We start from the raw sequence: 18,936 nt of genomic DNA on the forward strand, positions 1-18,936 counted from the left end.
TTTTAAATAAATATATTTTGGAGGTGCAGCTATATGGAGTAACTTTTATTTTTCGTCAAAAATGTGGTTTATGGATAATGTTTTGAAATTTTTGGGAGATATCTCCTGGTGGATGTGGCTTCTTATTTTTATCGGGCTAGTTGTTATTTATGACATCTTTGTAAACAAGAAACACACCATCCTCCATAACTTCCCTCTGGTTGGTCATTTTCGTTATATGCTCGAAAGCATTGGACCCGAATTAAGGCAGTACATCGTGGCCGGAAACCGGGAGGAACTGCCCTTTAACCGTATAGAACGAAGCTGGGTTTATGCATCTTCCAAAAATGAGAATAACTATGAAGGATTTGGGACAGATCAGGATATCTACGATGTAAATTACATCTTCATTAATAATGCGGTCATCCCTTATTACATGCCCGAAAAACACATTAACAGGGAAGATCCATACTTCGTAGCATGCGCAAAAGTAATGGGAGAATTCCACAAGCGACGTAGACCTTTTCGGCCTGCCTCGATCATCAATGTCTCGGCGATGAGTTTTGGTTCTCTCTCGGCCCGGGCAATAGAATCTTTAAACAGAGGCTGCAAAAAATCATATGCTTTTCACAACACTGGTGAGGGCGGGCTGTCACCTTACCACAAAAAAGGAGCAGATGTGGTTTTCCAGATTGGAACAGGTTATTTTGGTATTCGCAATGAAGACGGCAGTTTTTCAATGGAAAAACTTGTAGAAATGGTAGAGGAATACCCCAGCGTGAGGGCTATTGAAATTAAACTTTCCCAGGGGGCGAAACCGGGAAAAGGCGGAGTACTTCCTGCTTCGAAGATCACTCAGGAAATTTCAGAAATTAGGCATGTACCCATGGGGAAAGATGTGCTTTCACCACCTGCACACAGCACCTTTAATGATATGAAGGGATTGGTGGACTGGATTGAAGAAATTGCCGAACATACAGGCTTACCCGTAGGCATAAAAGCAGCGATTGGAAAACTTGATGAATGGCGGGAACTGGCAAGCATTATGGCCGAAACGAACCGGGGACCAGATTTCATTTCCATTGATGGAGGGGAAGGAGGAACCGGGGCTGCCCCTCCCAGTTTTGCAGATCATGTTGCCCTGCCCTGGATCTATGGATTTACAGATGTTTACAAGATCTTCCAGGCAAGGGATCTTACCAACCACATAGTTTTTATAGGTAGTGGCAAACTCGGTTTTCCCGCAAAAGCAGCCATGGCCTTTGCCATGGGAGCCGATTGTATCAATGTGGCCCGGGAAGCAATGTTGAGCGTTGGCTGTATACAGGCCCAATCCTGTCACACCAACACCTGTCCTACTGGAGTGGCAACGCAGAACCGTTGGTTACAGGCGGGTATAAATGTCAAGGACAAAGCAGAACGGGTTAATTACTATTTCAATAATTTTAGAAAAGAATTACTCGAGATCACCCACGCCTGCGGATATGAACACCCGTGTGAATTTACTATGGATGATGTGGAGATCAATCTGGGCGACAGGTTCATTGCCAAAACACTTGCTGAAACTTTCATGTATAACAAGACAAAAGTTCCGTTTGATTCTGTTGCTACTTTGGCAGGATGTCCTAACTTAGGCGGCTCATACCGAAAAGGCAAAGAAACCGATGTGAAGGAAGTAGAAACTGAAGACACCTCGGTAGCAGATCAATAGTAGACCTATGACAGAAGATTCAATATTACAATTGCTGTTCTATCTTTTACCGGCAGTTGTTGTTGGCGTTATCGCTTTCTATTTTTTCAACCTCCACACGCGCAATGAGGAACAGCGCAGGCGTTTCCTGCTTCACAAAGAAACTCAAAAACATGCGTTACCTTTAAGGTTGCAGGCCTATGAAAGAATGGCTCTTTTTCTTGAGCGCATCGCCCCGGGTAATCTCCTCGTGAGGATTAAACCTTCGGGAAGTGATAAAGAAGCCTATTCAAACCTTCTTATCAAAGCTATTGAACAGGAATTTGAACACAACCTGGCTCAACAAATCTATATAAGTGATGAGTGTTGGAACGTGATAAAAGCATCTAAGAATGCCACGATCACCAACATTAGGAAAACTTCGGCTCGCGAGGAAATTACTACTGCAAACGAGCTAAGACAGCAAATTGTGAGCTCTCTCATTGATCAACAGCCACCCAGCGAAACCGGTCTATCTTATATTAAAAAGGAAGTAAAGAATCTTTGGTGATTCCTGTGGAAGTACATTTTCTATAAAACCTTATTTTTGCAAAAATTAATATGATGAGTAAATTCTTCTATTCAGTTGCGTGCATTCTCTTTTTCATTGTAGGAGGGTGTAAAAATGAAGCCGATAAGTCTTCTGTTTCCACAGAAGAGGTTGTTGAAAAACAGGAGAAGACAATAAAAACAAATGCTCAACAGGAACCATGGACCGGGCAACAACTACTGGAACCAAGGGATCTTGCACAAATCGTCGGGAACTCCCAGGACAGCCTGGTGATCTTTAGCCTTGGTGCGGGCGGTATAATTCCGGGGTCGAAGGACACCGGTCCTTCCGGAGAAGAACAGAGCCTTAACAACCTGAAGAAGGAACTGGAAAAACTTCCGAAGGATTCCGATATTGTGATCTATTGTGGCTGTTGTCCTTTTGATATTTGTCCCAATGTACGCCCGGCTTTTGCTCTACTTAACGAAATGCACTTCACCAATCATCAACTGCTCAACCTGCGGGATAATATAAAGGTTGACTGGATAGACAAAGGTTATCCGGTTGCCAATTAACTATTCAAGCTCTGCAAGTAGTTTATCGAGGTGCAGGGCTCTGGAAAACATTTCTAGGGAGCCGTCCCTTTTACGGGGCCATTCTCCTTGAGGGCGGTCATAATAAAGTTCTACTCCATTCCCATCGGGATCATTGAGGTAAAGTGCTTCCGACACCCCATGATCTGCAGCACCCGTTAATGGATATTCGGCATTAAGAAGCCGCTGCAGGACCTCTGCCAACTCTTTTCGTGCTTCGTAAACAATAGCTGTGTGATAGAGCCCCACGCCACTCTTAACAGCTTCGGGAGCTCCTTTGCTGTGCCAGGTATTAAGTCCTATGTGATGGTGATACCCACCGGCCGATAAAAAAGCTGCCGAACCGCCTAATCTTTGTGTTACCTCAAATCCCAGTATACCGTTGTAGAATGACAAAGCTCTTTCAAGATCTGAAACCTTTAAGTGGACGTGGCCAATTCTTGTTTTCTCAGGTACTTTGTATTTTTCGTTTGCTGCCATCAACCTTCTTTTATTCAGATAAACCGGGAACACAAATTTCTCAACCCCTCTTAACTTCCTGACTATTAAATATCTGTCAAAAATGGCATTTTTAAAAGCTATTTCTGAAGAATATTTGTTCTTTCACTTCTTTATTAACCTGAAGCTAAATGCGAAACCGGAAATATATCAAGCTTAAAAGGTCACCTACCTACAAATAATAGATATCTAAAACTTCTGCTCCCTCTAAAAATAAAATACTTCGGCTTTCGGAATATCTTCCCGAATTAGAATAAATTTATATTAATCAACCTCTTCATTATGCAAACTATTTTAGGAGCCGGAGGTCCGGTGGCGAATGCCCTGGCCCGGCAATTAAAAAATTATTCAGCAGAGATTCGGCTGGTAAGCCGAAGTCCGAAAAAAGTCAATCCAGATGATGATTTGGTGAAGGCCAATTTATTAAAACCGGGAGAAGTCATGAAGGCCGTCGAAGGCTCTGATGTTGTTTTTCTCACCGCCGGTCTGCTCTATGATCATAAGATATGGCGAAGAGACTGGCCGGTAATTATGAAAAATGTGATCAATGCCTGCGGAAAATATGATGCAAAACTGGTGTTTTTCGACAATGTTTACATGTATGACAAAAAGGAGATCCCGCACATGACAGAAGAATCACAGGTAGATCCTCCTTCCAGAAAAGGAAAGGTACGTGCAGAGATTGCAGCAAAATTGATGCAGCGAGTGCAAACCGGTAAGCTGAAAGCCTTGATTGCCCGCTCGGCCGATTTTTATGGCCCTGAGAGTGCCGATAATAGTATATTAATGGAAACAGTTTTTAAACCTCTCTCAAAAGGCAAGAAAGCAAACTGGCTGGGAAAAGCCGACAAACCTCACTCCTTCACCTACATACCCGATGCCGCCAAAGCCACTGCCTTGCTTGGGAATTCTAATGAGGCCTATGGGCAGATATGGCATTTGCCCACTGCCGCCAACCCTCCCGCAGGAAAAGAATGGGTAGCCATGATCGCCACAGAGTTGAATGTAAAACCAAAATGCCGGGTGGTGCCAAAATGGATGGTATGGATCATGGGCTGGTTTATGCCCATTATGAAAGAAACTGTGGAAATGATCTATCAATATGACCGGAACTATGTTTTTGACAGCAGCAAGTTTGAAAAGAGCTTTAATATAAAACCTACTTCCTATGAAATTGGCATTAAGGAAGTTGTTAGCAGGAATTTCAAATAAATTAAAATGATCTATGGAAAATAAAGAGTTGGAAATGGGGAGATTAGATTGAATAAAAATAATGGATTGCTAAACTCCCGGGTCAAAAGGCTTCTTAAGAATCTTTAAGAGCAGATTAACAATAACTTAACCACCGGCGCACCTTCAGCAGTTGGCTAAATCTACTTTTCTTTGGAAATTGTCAAAAACTCCGGTATGATCTCCATTCAAATTGAACATAATATTGTTTACACAGTTGCAGAGGGAAAATTAACCAATGAAGATTACGAACGTCTTATCCCGTTGTTGCAGGAGAAAGTAAGAAGCTTCGGAACCATAAGATGGTACTTTGAAATGAAAGAATTTGAAGGCTGGAGTCTTAGTGCTATGTGGCGGGATATAAAGTTTGATTTTAATAACCTGGAGAACCTGGAACGTATTGCCATGGTAGGGGATGAAAAATGGGAAAAAGAACTAACTCAATTAATGAAACCATTTACAAAGGCTACCATCAAATATTTTAGTTTAACAGAAAAAGACGAGGCTAAAAATTGGATCAAGAAGATAGAAGAATAATCACCGGCGACTCTTATAACGCCTGGGCAGCATCATATGACTCTATGGAAAATAAAACCCGAGACCTGGAGGGAGATGTACTGCGCAATACTTTTTTGAATCCGCACTACGGTAACATTCTGGAGCTGGGTTGTGGCACAGGAAAGAATACCGGCTGGCTTTCAAAAAAAGCCGATTTTGTCAAGGCACTGGATCTTTCACCTAAAATGATCGCCAAAGCCAAGGAAAAGATAAAGGCAGAAAATGTAGAATTTATTGAAGCCGACATCACCCAAGACTGGCCCGTAAAACCGGGTTGGGCAAACCTTATCACCTGTAGCCTTGTGCTCGAACATGTCGAGGACCTTAATTTTATGTTTGCCGAAGCAGCAAGAGCATTAAAAAGAAATGGGAAATTTTATATATGTGAGCTTCATCCCGGGAAACAGTACGCGGGTAGCAGAGCCAGATTTGAAACCGGGCAGGGAATGCAATCTCCACCTGCCTTTACCCACCATCTCTCCGACTTCCTTAATGCTGCCAAAGAAAATAAATTCAATTTACTGGATCTTAATGAGCACTTCGATGATGATGACTCTAAAAACGTGCCCCGCCTACTATCTTTGGTCTTCGAAAGTGGAATCTAACTTACCTGATATTCCTTTTCGAAAACCGCCGAAAAGAATCTGAACGTATCTTTTGCTTTATCAATAGCCTCCTGTTCTTGGGTTTCTGAAAAATCAAATTGCTCCAGCTCTTGCTTAAAATTCTTCCAGTCCAGAAGATTTTCCTTATCACCACTAAAAAAATAATGCCGGTCAATTTCCTTTAGTGCAGTACATTTTTCCAGGTTCTTTGCCAGGACCATTCCGCCCAGTGCAGATCCTTCCACTACATATGCTGCTCCAAGAGCTTCGGCTGGAGAATGACATCTAAAAGTGTCATTTTTGAAAGAACTTTCTACAGGTACACCTAACTGTTCCAGGTCTTTTTGCAATTCCAGGTGTTTTTTTCCGGAGTAAAGCGGCAGGAACTTCTTGATTTCAGATTCGGTGGTGCTGTATGCGCGATAATTCTGAAGCAACAACAGCTTGTACGTCTCCAGGTCTATATTGTGATCAAGGATATGCTTTGCGAGGTTCTTTTCTTCGATTTGCTCGTGCAATTCCCGTGTTTCTTTCTTAAGCTTTTCTATCATCTTCATTACTCCACAAATTATTTTTCCTAATAGTCTCTTTTATTTTGCCAATATTTTCCTTTTGTTCGCGATTATCGGCATTAAGGTTGTCCAGGTAGTCGTAGATCTGGTTAACCGCAATTTTGTTGTTCCTAAGCCGCTCCCTTACTCCTTCTCTTTCAGAAAGCTTGAAAACTACTTTTTTAAGCAGTGGTTCCAGTTTTTCCTCCAGGTTATTCATATGTTTCTTAAGGATAAAGCCCGAAGCTCCGGCTAAAATGGTGTTTGCAGCGAGCTCCTCATTATGCATAGTCCCTGTGAGGAAAATAAAAGGCAGGGCAGGATTTTTTTCATGCACCAACTGTAATATCTCAAATCCCGTGCAAGTAGGAAGATTATAATCGGAGATCACCACATCGGGGATAAAACTATTCAGTTTATCTCTGCAGGAAGATAGATCTTCGACCACTTCAATTTCAGGACTTTCCACCAGTTTTTGTATGGTACGCCGGGTTACCAGCACATCGGCTTCATTATCCTCCACCAGCAAAATTCTCAAAGGAATTGTAATCATTAGATGCTCTTAAATTAAATCTCAATATAAAAATAAAATATTGAACCCTTCCCCTCCTCGCTTTCAAGCCAAACATCCCCCTGGTGTTTTTCAATAATCCTTTTGACGATTGCCAGTCCTATTCCGGTGCCTTTGAACCTGCTCCCGACTCCTCTTTGAAAAGTTTCAAAAATTTTCTTCTTCATTTTCTTAGGAACCCCAATTCCATTATCCTTAACATAGAAAACCTTCCGACCTTTTAGCTGCTCTGCACCTACTTCCACAAATGGATTTTCTTCTTCTGAAGAATATTTCAAAGCATTGTTTATTAGGTTAGACCATAGCTGAAAAAGCATACTACGATCGCCCTTTAAATCGGGTAACTGCGCCTGAATTTTTACGGTTGTTTTTGGGTAACTGCCCTGTACATTCACAAATTTGAGCACCTCCCCTATCAATTCTGAAGTATTTACAGTTTCTACTTCCAGACCATCGGAATGATTTAGCCGTGAATATTCAAGTATATTATCAATGAGATCATTCATTTTTTCATTGAGATCCCTGCTCATTTGGAGCAACTCCCGGCCTTCTTCACTTAGCTCTTTCCTGTGATCTTCATCCAGAATAGTGAGAATTCCTTCCATACCTCTCACCGGTGCTCTTAGATCATGTGAAAGTCCATAGCTGAATAATTTCAATTCTTCATTGGCCTCCATTAACTGAGTATTTAAAGCCTCGATCTCCTTTTGCTGTTGTGCCAGTAAAATGTAGCTGATACTCTCTCTTAAAGCCCGCGCCACATCCCTGTCATTTTCCTGCCAGGCTTCAGAAATCCCTGTAAGTTTTTCAGACCATTTTTCAAATGACTTACGGGGACTAAGCCGGTCCTCTTTTTCATTATAAAAAGCCTTATCCTTAGGGTTACCTCCCCAATTCACCTCCTGGACCTGTTCAGGTTTGAACCAGAAGATATATTTATACTCCGCGATCTTTATACATAAAACCCCCGATGCAACTTCTTTATAAGCATCTGCTTCAGGCAATAATGCAGAAAGATTGCGTGTAGAAAAAAGGTTTTTTGGCTGCTTTTTTATAAAGTTGAGCAGGCTTTCCAGTTGCTCTGTTTCAGGAGTATTTCCTACAGGTTTCCATTGATCTTTCATAAAAATGGCACCGCCACCGCAGGAAATAATCTGGGTAAACTTTACATTCCCTTCAGAAAGAGCCTTTACCACATCATTTTCCTCCTGCATTTGCACCACCAGTTGCCGCCGAATACTTTCAGAAAGTTTTGCCTGAGTAATCAACGCTGTGTTTTCCTGTAAAGTAAGCTCTGTAGAGAACATTTGCACTAAAAACCTACAACTCTCCCGCTGATAAAAATCCAGGTATTTCGCGGTCTTATGATGACAGGCGATCAATCCCCAGAGCTTCCCCTTTATAATGATCGCAGCCGAAAGAGAAGCGCCAACTTTCATATTTTTTAGGTATTCAATATGAATTGGTGATACTGCTCTAAGACCGGACCGGGAAATATCAAGAGGCTCTTCATTAAGAGGAGATATTTCGGGCGTAATTGGAACCGGAGTATAATGAACATCGGTAATAACCCGTACCTGATGTTTCAAAAAAAGCTCCCGGGATTGCGCAGGGATATCTGTAGCGGGATAATGTAAACCAAGCCATGAACCCATATCTTCCTCTTTAATTTCGGCAATTACTTCCCCATTCCATTCCTCATCAAATCTATAGATCATAACCCTGTCGTACCCAAACATTTCTTTGGTAAGAATAGTTGCGGCATTGCATAATTGATCAACAGATTTTGCAGCTTTAAATTTATTGAGTACCCGTGTAAGCTGTCTTTGAAAATGATAGGAGCTATCCACCTCCTGCAAGGGTTCAAAATTCAGAATCAAGTTAGGTCCTGAATTATGGGCCAGCATCAAAAATTTAGTGTTGTTGATGAACACCTCACGTGGAACTGAAATTTCTTCAGAGTTTAGCAACTCCACAAATCCTGTCATTTGTTCTTCCCCCAGGAGAGAAGTGAGATCTTTTTCCAACAAACTGTCAAATGTCTTCCCAAAAAACTGAGTTGCATTCTCCCCTACCTGTATGATCTTAAAATTTTCAGGATCAACGGATAGAAGTACTCCATGCGCCTGAGTTTTGCCAATAATATGAATTGGCTCCCGGGCACAGTTGTCTAAATTTAACTTGCCTGGATACTCAGAGATGTGGGTCATATTTACGCTTTTAATTTAAAGTAGAAAGAACTTCCTACTCCTTCCTGTGAATCCACCCAGATAGTTCCATTATGAAGAAGCACAATCTTTTCCACATGGGCCAGACCAACGCCTGTCCCTTCATTATCCTGATTTTTCACTCTGTTAAAGATAGTGAAAATATGAGCCTGATCCTCTTTGGAAATTCCTATTCCATTATCAACTATTGAGAATACCCAGTATTTCCCTTCCCGGTAAGCAGAGATCCTTACTTCGGGAGACCGATCTTTTGGTGTATACTTAATGGCATTGGAGATAAGGTTCTGGAAAAGAAGTCTTAATTCAACTTCATAGCCCATAATCTTTGGCAACTCTCCACTGTGTACCTTTGCATTGGTATCTTTGATCCTTTTGCCAAGGTCATATTTTACCACCTCGACAATTTCTTTGGTATTGACCATTTTCTTCTTTCCGTTCCTGCCTATTCGGGAATGTTCCAGCAGGGCACGAATTTGTTCCGAAAGACGTGTGGAAGCCTGTTTGATGTAAGAGACATAATTCTGTCCTTTTTCATCCAGTTTAGGAGCATAGATCTTTCCGAGGATATCAATACCAAACTTAATGGTTGAAAGTGGCTCCTGCAGGTCATGAGAGCAAATGGAAACGAACTGCTCCAAATCACGATTGGCCCTTTCAAGATCGGCCTTTTGTTCCCGTAGCTGATCTTCGGCCATTTTAAGAGCTGCAATTTCCACGAAGGTATAGCGAATAGTGAGGATGTTGTCATCTTCATCTGTTTCAGAAATTGCATTGAGGATCACCGGCAGGGCTTCTCCTGTTTTGGTAAGAATACTCTGCTCCTGGTTAATCAAGACGCCATTTTCGGCAAAATTTTTACTCGATTTTAGCGCTTCAACCTGAGCTTCTTCATTATAAAGGTCGTAAATAGACTTACCTATGAGCTCTTCCTTGGAATCGTATTTTAGCTGCTTCACTGTCATTTTGTTACAGTGAATGATCTTAAAGGACTGTGGATGAACACTTACATGCATCACAGGATCCTCTTCGTAAAAACTCTTAAACCTCTTTTCGCTGGCCTGAAGTTTTTCTTTGGATTTTTGAAGATTTTCAATATCAATAAAGGTGATCACAACCCCATCAATCGTATCATGAGAATTTATATATGGGGAGATCCTTCTTAGATAGTGAATTCCATCTTTTGAAACAACAGATTTTTCAAGAGTGGTCCCCGTTCTCAGAACCTTTTTGCATCTCTCTACCAGATTGCTTTTTCCAATATTTCCCGTGAAATGACTAATTGGTCTTCCAATATCGGAATTTAAAAAGCTAAGGTGTTTCTGGATCGCAGGAGTGAATTTCCGAATATTTAATTCTGAGTCTAAAAATATTGTACCTATTTGGGTGCTTTCCAGGAGGTTGTTAACATCGGCATTAAGCGCTGCGAGATCATCCATTTTTTGAAGGTTCTCTGCGTTTACCGTGTTGATCTCCTCATTTACACTCTGTAATTCTTCATTGGTGCTTTGCAGTTCCTCATTTGAAGCCAGCAGTTCCTCGTTGGCTGCCTGTAATTCTTCATTACTGGTCTCTATTTCCTCAAGAGAGGAATTGAGTTCTTCCCTTGTTTGCTTAAGCTCCTCTTCGAGATTAGATACATATTCCTGTGTGCGGGTGGTGAGAGTAACATTATCTACCGTCTCTACATTATCAAGATTTAGTTCCTTTTCAAGAAAAGTGATCATAAAAGTACTTCCCAAATCCACGCCCTCCATAGAAAGAGGTTTAACAAATACATCTACAGCTTTTTTCTCTCCATGAAGCTCAAAAATAGCATCCTTGTAGTAAACTTTTTGCTGAAGCTTTTTTGCCTTTTTTAGACTATTCTGCACCAGGTACTTAAGATCTGACCCCAACATATCCAGAAGATTGGTAGAGAATCCACTCACCGGAAGGCTGGCATATTTCCTGAATTCGCCTATAGCTTCAAGGATGTTGTAATTTTGGTCCACATAAACACTTGCGGCTTTAAAATGATCCAGAACGGTTTCATTAAAATCACTTGTGAGCTTAGTAAAGTTTGAGGTGACGGGTTCTCTGTTCAATATCCTCTCTTTCACCTTTTTATTTTCAACCAGTTTGCCGGTAGAGGTAGGAGTGTGAGATAAGCCGGGCTCCAGCCTCTTATTTGCCCTAATGTTCTTATATATTTTCCACTTGCGGCTAATTTCCTTAAAATTATCCTGTTGTGTATAAACGCTTTCACTAGTCCCCAACACCAAAATACCATCCTTTTTAAGGCTGTAATGAAGAACTTTTAAAGCTTTGGTTTGTATTGCATGTTGAAAATAAATAAGAAGGTTGCGACAGGAAACCAGGTCCATATTGCTAAAAGGTGGATTCTTGATCACGTTATGTTTAGAAAAGATCACAGACCTTCTTAAATTCTCAACTACTTCATAATGCTGAGGTTTACTCACAAAAAATTTTAAAAGAAACTCCGCAGGAACATCTGCAGCAATACTCTCGGGATAAATACCCTTACTTCCTATTTCAAGATGCTTTTCTGCAATGTCTGTAGCAAAGATCTTTAGTTCTATATCCTTCCCCTGATTTTCAATTTCGTCGAGGAAACACATAGCAAAAGAGTAGGCTTCTTCTCCTGTACTACAGGCCACATCCCAAAGTTTTATAACATCCCCGTCTTCTCGTTCCCTAACCAGGGCAGGAATGATCTTATTACGTAATTCGTCCCATACTTTACTGTCCCTAAAAAATTTTGTGACACCAATGAGGAATTCCCGGTAAAGAATATCAACCTCTTTCTCTGTAGAGGTGAGATAGGTGAAATATTCGGCCAGGGAACGGCATTTACAAACGCTAACCCTTCGGGCTACCCTTCGGGCAAGTGTTGCTCTTTTGTACTCCCTAAAATCCAATCCAGCCTGTTCATTGACATAGTTAAGGATCTTCATGAGTTCTGACTGGTCATTAGCCACATCTCCATCCTTGAAATGGAAAATGGAAGGAGCCGAAAGGAAATTTTTCAATTCGTTCCCCATCTCCTTAACCGGAAGAACATAGTCTACCAGGCCGGTATTTATGGCGCTCTTAGGCATTCCGTCAAATTGTGCCTCGTCCGGTTCCTGTACCATGATCATTCCATCATTCTCTTTTATCGCACGTGCACCTCTGGTTCCATCACTGCCTGTACCACTAAGAATAACTCCAATAGCCATTTCCCTGTGCTCCCTTGCCAAAGACTCAAAAAACATGTCTATAGGCAGGTTTAGCGTCTGGGTCTTAGGTTTATCCAGGAGATATAAGTGATTGTTCTTGATTATAAGATTGCTAACTGGCGGAATCAGGTAAATATGTCTCTGCAAAATCTCCATTCCATCCTGCACTTCAACAATAGGTAAGCCGGTACTTCGGGAAAGGAGTTCGCCCATCATACTCTTGTAATCTGGAGAAAGATGCTGAATAATTACATAAGTACTATTTGTATCTGCAGGAACATTTTCAAAAAAAGCTTTAAGAGCTTCCAATCCTCCTGCACTAGTGCCGACTGCAACAATTCTTGCTTTTTCGGGAATGCTGGATTTATTGGGTTGTTGTATAGTCGGAGAGGTGTTTATCTTCTTACTCATAGCGTAACAGGGGGCTCTTAAAAAAACCTGTCGCTTTTTAAAAAGTCACAGGTAAGCCTACTCATGGAGAGCAGGAAGTTAAAATAGCCAATTCTTGAAATTATTCTGCGTAAAATTACTTCTAAACAGCTTTTATTAATGTTAACGATCTGTTAAGTAACTGTTCGAGATAAAACAAATGTTACCTCATTTCGTACTATTCCAAGGATTTTAGGCTATTTAATCAATTGTTAAAGCACAAATCCGGAATGTAGAAAAGAGAAAGATTGAAGAAGGAATAAAATTCAAAAAAGGGAAGAGAGAGATTAACAAACCTTCTTCCCCTATATAAGGTTTGCCAGTCCTGGCTCTCTTCCTATAAAACTAACTACGAATATGTAATTATTTGATTTTTAGACTAATAAATATAAAGCATTTATTAAAAAGATGAAAAATTATTCTTCGGGAATTTCCCCCAATTCTACTCTTAAAATTTTCAAACCCTATCTTAACAATTAATTAAAATTCAGTATCTTAGAAAGAATAATCTCTTTAAAAATTTGCGCCATGAGAAATCAAATTTCATTTTTCGCAAGGCCCCTTATAATCCTGCTATTTTTTAGCCTGTCATCTGAAGTACTGGCCGCACTTCAACAAACCACAGACAGGTTTACCGAATATAAAGGACAGGTAGTGAACAGCCGGAATCAGGATCCCCTGGCCGGGGCTTACCTTTCTGTTCAAAACACCAATATTTCGACAGTGACAAACAACGATGGAGAATTCTCACTTAAGATTCCGCAGGACCTGGAAAATGTGAATGTTCTGGTATCCTACCTTGGGTTTCAAAGTCGTACACTTCCCCTGGAGTTTTTTCAAAAGGGCAATGTGGTCATTGAACTCAAAGAATCTCTGGAAGAGCTGGAAGAGGTAAGTATTTTCACCTACACAGATCCCAAAGCTCTGGTGCGCAATATGCTGGATAACCGGGGTAGTAATTATTTCACAGATCGTACAACCATGACGGCCTTTTACAGGGAAGCTATTAAAAGAGGACGTAAAAATGTCTCTCTTTCTGAAGCCGTGGTAAAGATCCACAAACAATCCTATGATTCTAACGCCGATGATGATATTGCTCTTGTAAAAGCGCGTAAAACGGCCGATTATGACCGGCTGGATACTGTGGCCTTAAAACTCCGGGGTGGTCCTTACAACCCTTTGAGCATTGATCTCATGAAAAATCCTACACATATCTTTAATGAAATGGATCTATCCAACTTCAAATTCACCTTTGATGATCCTACTAAGATTGATGATCAATACCTTTACGTAGTTGACTTTGAAGAATTAAACAAACAAACACCCTGGTATTACGGGAAACTGTTTATTGATGCAAACACTTTCTCCCTGGTGAAAGCCTCCTTCAATCTTAACGTCGACAATCGCTCGGCCGCTACAGATCTTTTTGTGAAGAAAAAACCGGGTGGGACAAGAGTTTATCCTGTTGAAGTAAATTATGACATTACCTACAGGCAAAAGGACGGTCGCTGGTATTTTGGATATGGACATACTCAGCTGGAATTTGTAGTAAACTGGAAACGCAAACTTTTTAATTCCCGCTACAAAGTTAATAGTGAACTTGCAGTAACAAACTGGGAGATCAATAAGGAGAAGGTCAAAAGAGATGACAGCTTTTTAAGCCGAAGAGTGATCATGAATGATGATGTTACGGGCTTTGCCGATCTTACCTTCTGGGGAGAGAACAATATCATTGAACCCGATGAATCCATAGAAAGTGCAATAGATAAAATTCGGGACAAGTTGGAGAATAATTAGAACAGTTTTCTAATACCTACTTCTGAAAAATGCCATTTTTGACAGGTGATTTTCTTGCGACATGTTTTGTCGCAGGAGTGATTAACTTTGCAGGACATTAAGCTTTCCTTTACCTTCGGAAGCTGAAAAACTGAACCTAATGAAGATCCTGCATACGGCCGACTGGCATATAGGAAAGAAGCTGCACAAAACCGAACTGGCCGAAGATTTCGACCTTTTCATTGACTGGCTTTGCAAGACCATTGAAGAGGAAGAAATTGATCTATTGGTGGTTTCGGGGGATATTTTTGATCTTGCCAATCCATCATCTGAAGCACGCCGCCAATATTACCGCGCCCTGGTTAAAATGAACCGCTTTGACTGCAAGATCATCCTCACCGGTGGAAACCACGATTCCCCTTCCATGCTTGAAGCTCCCAAAGAGATCCTGAAGGAGCTGGATATCGACATCATTGGTGGAATGCCATCTAATCTTGAAGAATTAATTATTCCCGTTAATGACGGTAACGGTGATCCCTGCCTGGTGATCACTGCTATACCCTTTTTAAGAGATGCCGACCTTCGAAAAGCAGGAGATGGAACCACCTACGACGACCGACTTGAAGCCCTTAAAAATGGTATCCAAAACACCTTTTTTGAGGCTTCAGAAATTTGTGCTTCAAAATATAAAGGTGTTCCTGCCATTGCCCTTGGACACCTGTTCACCGCGGGAATTGAGACTTCAGAAAGTGAAAGAGAAATCCAAATAGGGAATCTGGCAGCTTTTGAAGCTTCGAGGTTTGGAGAGTACTACAAATACATTGCCCTTGGCCACATTCATAAACCACAGCGAGTGGCAGCAGCTGTTCCGGCATTTTACAGCGGCTCTCCCCTGCCCCTTTCCTTTAGTGAGCGAAAGGATGAAAAAAGGGTTTTATTACTTGACACCAATACAGGCTGGGAACCACGTAGTCTTCCTGTACCTGTCTTTCGCTCCTTGTTAAAAATAAGCGGTAACCTTGAGGAGCTAACCTTTAAATTACAGGAACTACAGGAGAAAAAACAACTTGAAAGCCTTATTGAGGTAGAGCTTAAAGAGGAGCAATATGATGCTTTAAAGATCTATGCACTGGATGAATTAGTATCCAATTTCCAAAAACAGGGCTACAGGATTGTAAAGCATCGTGCGAGTTTTGAAAATCAAATCAAGGGCGCTGCCCAGGCCTTTGGGGGAGACCAACAGTTGCAGGACCTGCAGCCAAAAGATGTTTTCCTGGAGCTCATCGCAAAACATGAATACGACGAAGAAGCAAGGCAGGAAATACTAGCAGCCTTTGACGAAATTTTAGAAGAGTTGCACCGGGATGAAAATGCAGAAATATGAAGATCTTAAAAATTGAATTTGAAAATATAAATTCTTTAAAGGGAAAGCACGAGATAGACTTCTCAAAAGCCCCCTTTACGGTAAGTTCCCTTTTTGCGATCACCGGTCCTACAGGAAGCGGAAAGAGCACGATCCTGGATGTGATTTCCCTCGCCCTTTTTAATATGGTCCCCCGTCTTGGGAAGATTAGTAAGAATGATATTATCAATAAAGGGGCTCTTCTTACGCGCAATCAAAAAGAGGCAAGTGCCAGGGTAACCTATCAGGCAAAAAAAGGAATTTTCGCTTCAGAATGGAGCATTTCTACGAACCGCAACAACAACCTGCGCGATTATGAAATGTTCATCTACGACATGGCTACAGAAAAGCCGCTGGACTATAAAAAATCTGATGTGCCTTCCAAAAATGAGGAGCTCATCGGGCTTAATTACAATCAGTTCATAAAATCTGTGCTTTTAGCCCAGGGAGATTTTGCCCAATTTTTAAAGGCCAAAAAGGACGAACGCGGGGAGCTCCTGGAAAAGATCACAGGCACCGGGATTTACCGGCAGGTAGGGATAAAGGCATACCAAAAGTTCAAAAGCGAAAATGCCGAAATTGAGGAAAGGCAACGGGAAATAAACCTGCTCAAAAATGACCTTTTAGAGGAGGAAGTTTTGAAGGAGCTAAAATCAACTTTAGCAGAAAAAACAAAGATCTGTGAACCTTTGGAAAAGGAAATTCAGCAGCTGGACAGGCTTATTCAGCTCAAGAAGAATATTTCTGAACAGGAGGCACAGATCCTCACCCAGGAAAAACTAAAAAATGCTGCTGTAGAAAACATCTCTCTTTTTGAAGAAAGAAATGGCCTTAAATTAAAGCAGCATGAAGAGGTTCAGGTTTTTGCCGAAGACCTTCGTACCTGGCAGAACCTGGATAAAACCTGCACAGAACTTAGACAGGAACTTGCCGCCCATAAGCGGGGTGAAGAAGAAAATACCCAAAGCATTTCCACCTGTCTGGACAATATTAAGACCTTCCTCAAATCTGAACCCGAAACCGGGGAAATCGAAACTCACTTACAGAGTTTTTCTAAAAATGTAAGGAAGCTGCAGCAGCAAAGGGATGAAAAACTCACCCGGTATCGCCATCTTGAGAACCAGTTCAATTCCGAATTGCGGGAAGTACCATTCAGGCTGAATGGCAGCCTGGAATCTGAAGAATTAAAACTGAAGGAATTAAAAGCTGCAGGAGAGAACAACCTGGAGCAACTAAAGCAAAACCTGAAGCAGATAAACCTTGAAAAACCTGAAGCTGAAAAAGCACGGTTAAAGCAGATGCTTCAGCAGGGACGAAAAGCACAACAGGAATGGGTGGCGATCACAAATCTTTCCGCAGAAGTTGAAAAGGCAACAAAAGAGGAGAAAGAATTGCTTCCGCAGGTAGAAGTACTTCCGCAGGAGATATCTTCAGCAAAAAAAGAGATGCAAATCCTCCAAAAGGAGGTCGAGAACCTGCAACTTAAAAGGGAAAACGAACTTCTCAAGGCAAGCCTGGAAGAACACCGGCACAATCTTGAAGACGGCCAGCCATGCCCTCTTTGTGGCAGCACAGACCATCCATATGCGAGCGACTTACCTGTCAAAAATGACAATTTACTGGAGAAAACTTTAAAGCTAAAAAAAGAGCTTTCTGAACTTGAAAGACAGATCACTACCCGGGAGACAAGCCTTGCCCACCACCAAAAACGGCTTTCAGAACTTCAATTGCTTATAAAGGAAAACAACAGGAAACTGGAGCTTCAAAAAAGGTATTTTGAAGAGGAATTCTTAGAGATCAATCCAACGGGTGAAAACTGGGAAGAATTCTGTAGCAGCAGGGAGGAAAAGCTTGATCTGCTTGAAAGGTTTGAGCAGGAAAAACGGAAACTGAGTGCTGTCCTGGCGGGACTTCCTATAATTTCTGAAATTAAAGCTGTTCTTGTACAGGGGAGACAGATAAAAGAAGAACTGGACAGCCTGTACACCGGTAATGACATAGAAACCGACTGTCTTGAGCTGCAAAATTCATGGACAAAACTGCAGCATGAGAAAGCATCTATGACCCGGCAGGGAAAAGATCTCAACCAAAAAATGGACGAAAGAACTACCGCGCTTGAGAAGCTTGAACAAAGCCTGCAACCGAAAATCACGGAAGCGAATTGCCGTGAGATCAAAGAAGCGCTGCAAAGACTACTTTCGGAGAATGAATATTTACAGCTTCGAAAGAAGCGGGACGAATTAACTTCGGAAAAGGCTAAAATTGAAGCCTCTTTAAGAACTCTCAGGGAACAGCTGGGGCAGCTACAGCAAAAGGATGTTCCGGAAACTTCAGCAGTACTTGCAGATAGGTTAAAGGAAGTGAATTCACAGCGCAGCCTGCTTAATGAACAATGTGAGGAGCTTAGAAGAAAGCAGCGAAATGACAAAGAACGCAGGGAAAAGATCAAAAATATTGAAGCTCTTCTAAAGTCTACAAAGGCCCGAATCAAAAGATGGGAGTTACTCAACAATTTGATAGGCGATGCCACGGGGAAAAAATTCAATGATTTTGCGCAGGACCTAAGCCTGTCTCAGCTTCTTGTGCTGGCTAACAGGCGACTTATTGATCTTAGTGACCGTTATCGCATAGACAAACCATTGGATGAGGAAGATGACAGCCTGGTGGCAATAGATGAACATATGGGCGGGCAGCGACGATCTGTCAAAACCCTTTCGGGAGGGGAAACTTTCCTGCTAAGTTTATCGATGGCCCTTGCATTAAGCGACCTGGCTTCCAAAAATGTGGAGATCAATTCCCTCTTCATTGATGAAGGCTTTGGAACATTGGATCCTGAAACCCTGGACCAAACTCTGGATACCCTGGAAAAATTACAGGCAGAATCTTCTAAAACAATAGGAATAATTAGTCACGTTGATTCCCTTAAAGAAAGGATCGCCACTCAAATACAGCTTAGCAGGAATGGACAGGGATACAGCTCACTGGAAATAAAAGGTTAGGTTATTGGCGGGAAATATTAATTAAAAGATAAAGATTTGGCTGCTTCGGGAGGATTTGGTAAACTTCATTAAAAGAAAAA

General features: G+C 41.5%; 14 protein-coding genes. 9 read left to right on the forward strand and 5 right to left on the reverse strand.

All coding sequences use genetic code 11. From position 1 onward, the window contains the following. The first annotated feature begins 70 nt into the window (after nucleotides 1-70). From LA313_RS03610 to LA313_RS03620, 3 genes are read left to right on the forward strand one after another with little or no spacing between them, the layout of a single operon-like run. The gene (locus LA313_RS03610; protein WP_228913269.1) at nucleotides 71-1,690 is read left to right on the forward strand and encodes an FMN-binding glutamate synthase family protein; all 1,620 of its coding nucleotides are present in this window, start codon (nucleotides 71-73) and stop codon (nucleotides 1,688-1,690) included. Between the two features lie 7 nt (nucleotides 1,691-1,697). Continuing rightward, the gene (locus LA313_RS03615) at nucleotides 1,698-2,219 is read left to right on the forward strand and encodes a DUF7935 family protein (RefSeq protein ID WP_228913270.1); all 522 of its coding nucleotides are present in this window, start codon (nucleotides 1,698-1,700) and stop codon (nucleotides 2,217-2,219) included. A gap of 53 nt (nucleotides 2,220-2,272) precedes the next feature. Next, nucleotides 2,273-2,773, forward strand: a complete 501-nt coding sequence (locus LA313_RS03620) for a rhodanese-like domain-containing protein (RefSeq protein ID WP_228913271.1) — start codon at nucleotides 2,273-2,275, stop codon at nucleotides 2,771-2,773. Here the strand turns inward: LA313_RS03620 and LA313_RS03625 are convergent, their stop codons facing one another. Beyond that, nucleotides 2,774-3,271, reverse strand: a complete 498-nt coding sequence (locus tag LA313_RS03625; RefSeq protein WP_228913272.1) for a VOC family protein — start codon at nucleotides 3,269-3,271, stop codon at nucleotides 2,774-2,776. Between the two features lie 300 nt (nucleotides 3,272-3,571). Here LA313_RS03625 and LA313_RS03630 point away from each other — a divergent pair, with 300 nt between their 5' ends. From LA313_RS03630 to LA313_RS03640, 3 genes are all read left to right on the forward strand, one after another. Beyond that, a complete protein-coding gene (locus LA313_RS03630) occupies nucleotides 3,572-4,501 on the forward strand; it encodes an NAD-dependent epimerase/dehydratase family protein (RefSeq protein ID WP_228913273.1) in 930 nt (309 codons plus the stop codon). A gap of 195 nt (nucleotides 4,502-4,696) precedes the next feature. Beyond that, the gene (locus LA313_RS03635) at nucleotides 4,697-5,056 is read left to right on the forward strand and encodes a SpoIIAA family protein (protein WP_228913274.1); all 360 of its coding nucleotides are present in this window, start codon (nucleotides 4,697-4,699) and stop codon (nucleotides 5,054-5,056) included. After that, nucleotides 5,032-5,682 carry a class I SAM-dependent DNA methyltransferase gene (locus LA313_RS03640; protein WP_228913275.1) on the forward strand — a complete coding sequence of 217 codons (651 nt, stop codon included), beginning with the start codon at nucleotides 5,032-5,034 and terminating at the stop codon, nucleotides 5,680-5,682. The genes LA313_RS03635 and LA313_RS03640 overlap by 25 nt, the downstream gene beginning before the upstream one ends. Here the strand turns inward: LA313_RS03640 and LA313_RS03645 are convergent. From LA313_RS03645 to LA313_RS03660, 4 genes are read right to left on the reverse strand one after another with little or no spacing between them, the layout of a single operon-like run. Continuing rightward, a complete protein-coding gene (locus LA313_RS03645; protein ID WP_228913276.1) occupies nucleotides 5,679-6,239 on the reverse strand; it encodes a biliverdin-producing heme oxygenase in 561 nt (186 codons plus the stop codon). The genes LA313_RS03640 and LA313_RS03645 overlap by 4 nt on opposite strands. Then, a complete protein-coding gene (locus LA313_RS03650; RefSeq protein WP_228913277.1) occupies nucleotides 6,217-6,786 on the reverse strand; it encodes a response regulator in 570 nt (189 codons plus the stop codon). The genes LA313_RS03645 and LA313_RS03650 overlap by 23 nt, the downstream gene beginning before the upstream one ends. Nucleotides 6,787-6,800: 14 nt before the next feature. After that, the gene (locus tag LA313_RS03655) at nucleotides 6,801-9,014 is read right to left on the reverse strand and encodes an ATP-binding protein (protein ID WP_228913279.1); all 2,214 of its coding nucleotides are present in this window, start codon (nucleotides 9,012-9,014) and stop codon (nucleotides 6,801-6,803) included. A gap of 2 nt (nucleotides 9,015-9,016) precedes the next feature. Beyond that, nucleotides 9,017-12,661 (reverse strand): chemotaxis protein CheB, encoded by a 3,645-nt coding sequence (locus tag LA313_RS03660; protein ID WP_228913280.1) that lies wholly within the window; start codon nucleotides 12,659-12,661, stop codon nucleotides 9,017-9,019. A gap of 546 nt (nucleotides 12,662-13,207) precedes the next feature. Between LA313_RS03660 and LA313_RS03665 the strand changes: the two genes are divergently transcribed. The 3 genes from LA313_RS03665 (at nucleotide 13,208) to LA313_RS03675 (ending at nucleotide 18,856) form a co-directional block, all read left to right on the forward strand. Then, a complete protein-coding gene (locus LA313_RS03665; RefSeq protein WP_228913282.1) occupies nucleotides 13,208-14,476 on the forward strand; it encodes a carboxypeptidase-like regulatory domain-containing protein in 1,269 nt (422 codons plus the stop codon). 139 nt (nucleotides 14,477-14,615) lie between these two features. After that, the gene (locus tag LA313_RS03670; RefSeq protein WP_228913284.1) at nucleotides 14,616-15,839 is read left to right on the forward strand and encodes an exonuclease SbcCD subunit D C-terminal domain-containing protein; all 1,224 of its coding nucleotides are present in this window, start codon (nucleotides 14,616-14,618) and stop codon (nucleotides 15,837-15,839) included. Beyond that, the gene (locus LA313_RS03675) at nucleotides 15,836-18,856 is read left to right on the forward strand and encodes an SbcC/MukB-like Walker B domain-containing protein (RefSeq protein WP_228913285.1); all 3,021 of its coding nucleotides are present in this window, start codon (nucleotides 15,836-15,838) and stop codon (nucleotides 18,854-18,856) included. The genes LA313_RS03670 and LA313_RS03675 overlap by 4 nt, the downstream gene beginning before the upstream one ends. The last annotated feature ends 80 nt before the right edge of the window (nucleotides 18,857-18,936 follow it).

The organism is Salinimicrobium sediminilitoris, from assembly GCF_020866905.1.
In the GTDB taxonomy this organism is placed as follows: Bacteria; Bacteroidota; Bacteroidia; order Flavobacteriales; family Flavobacteriaceae; genus Salinimicrobium; species Salinimicrobium sediminilitoris.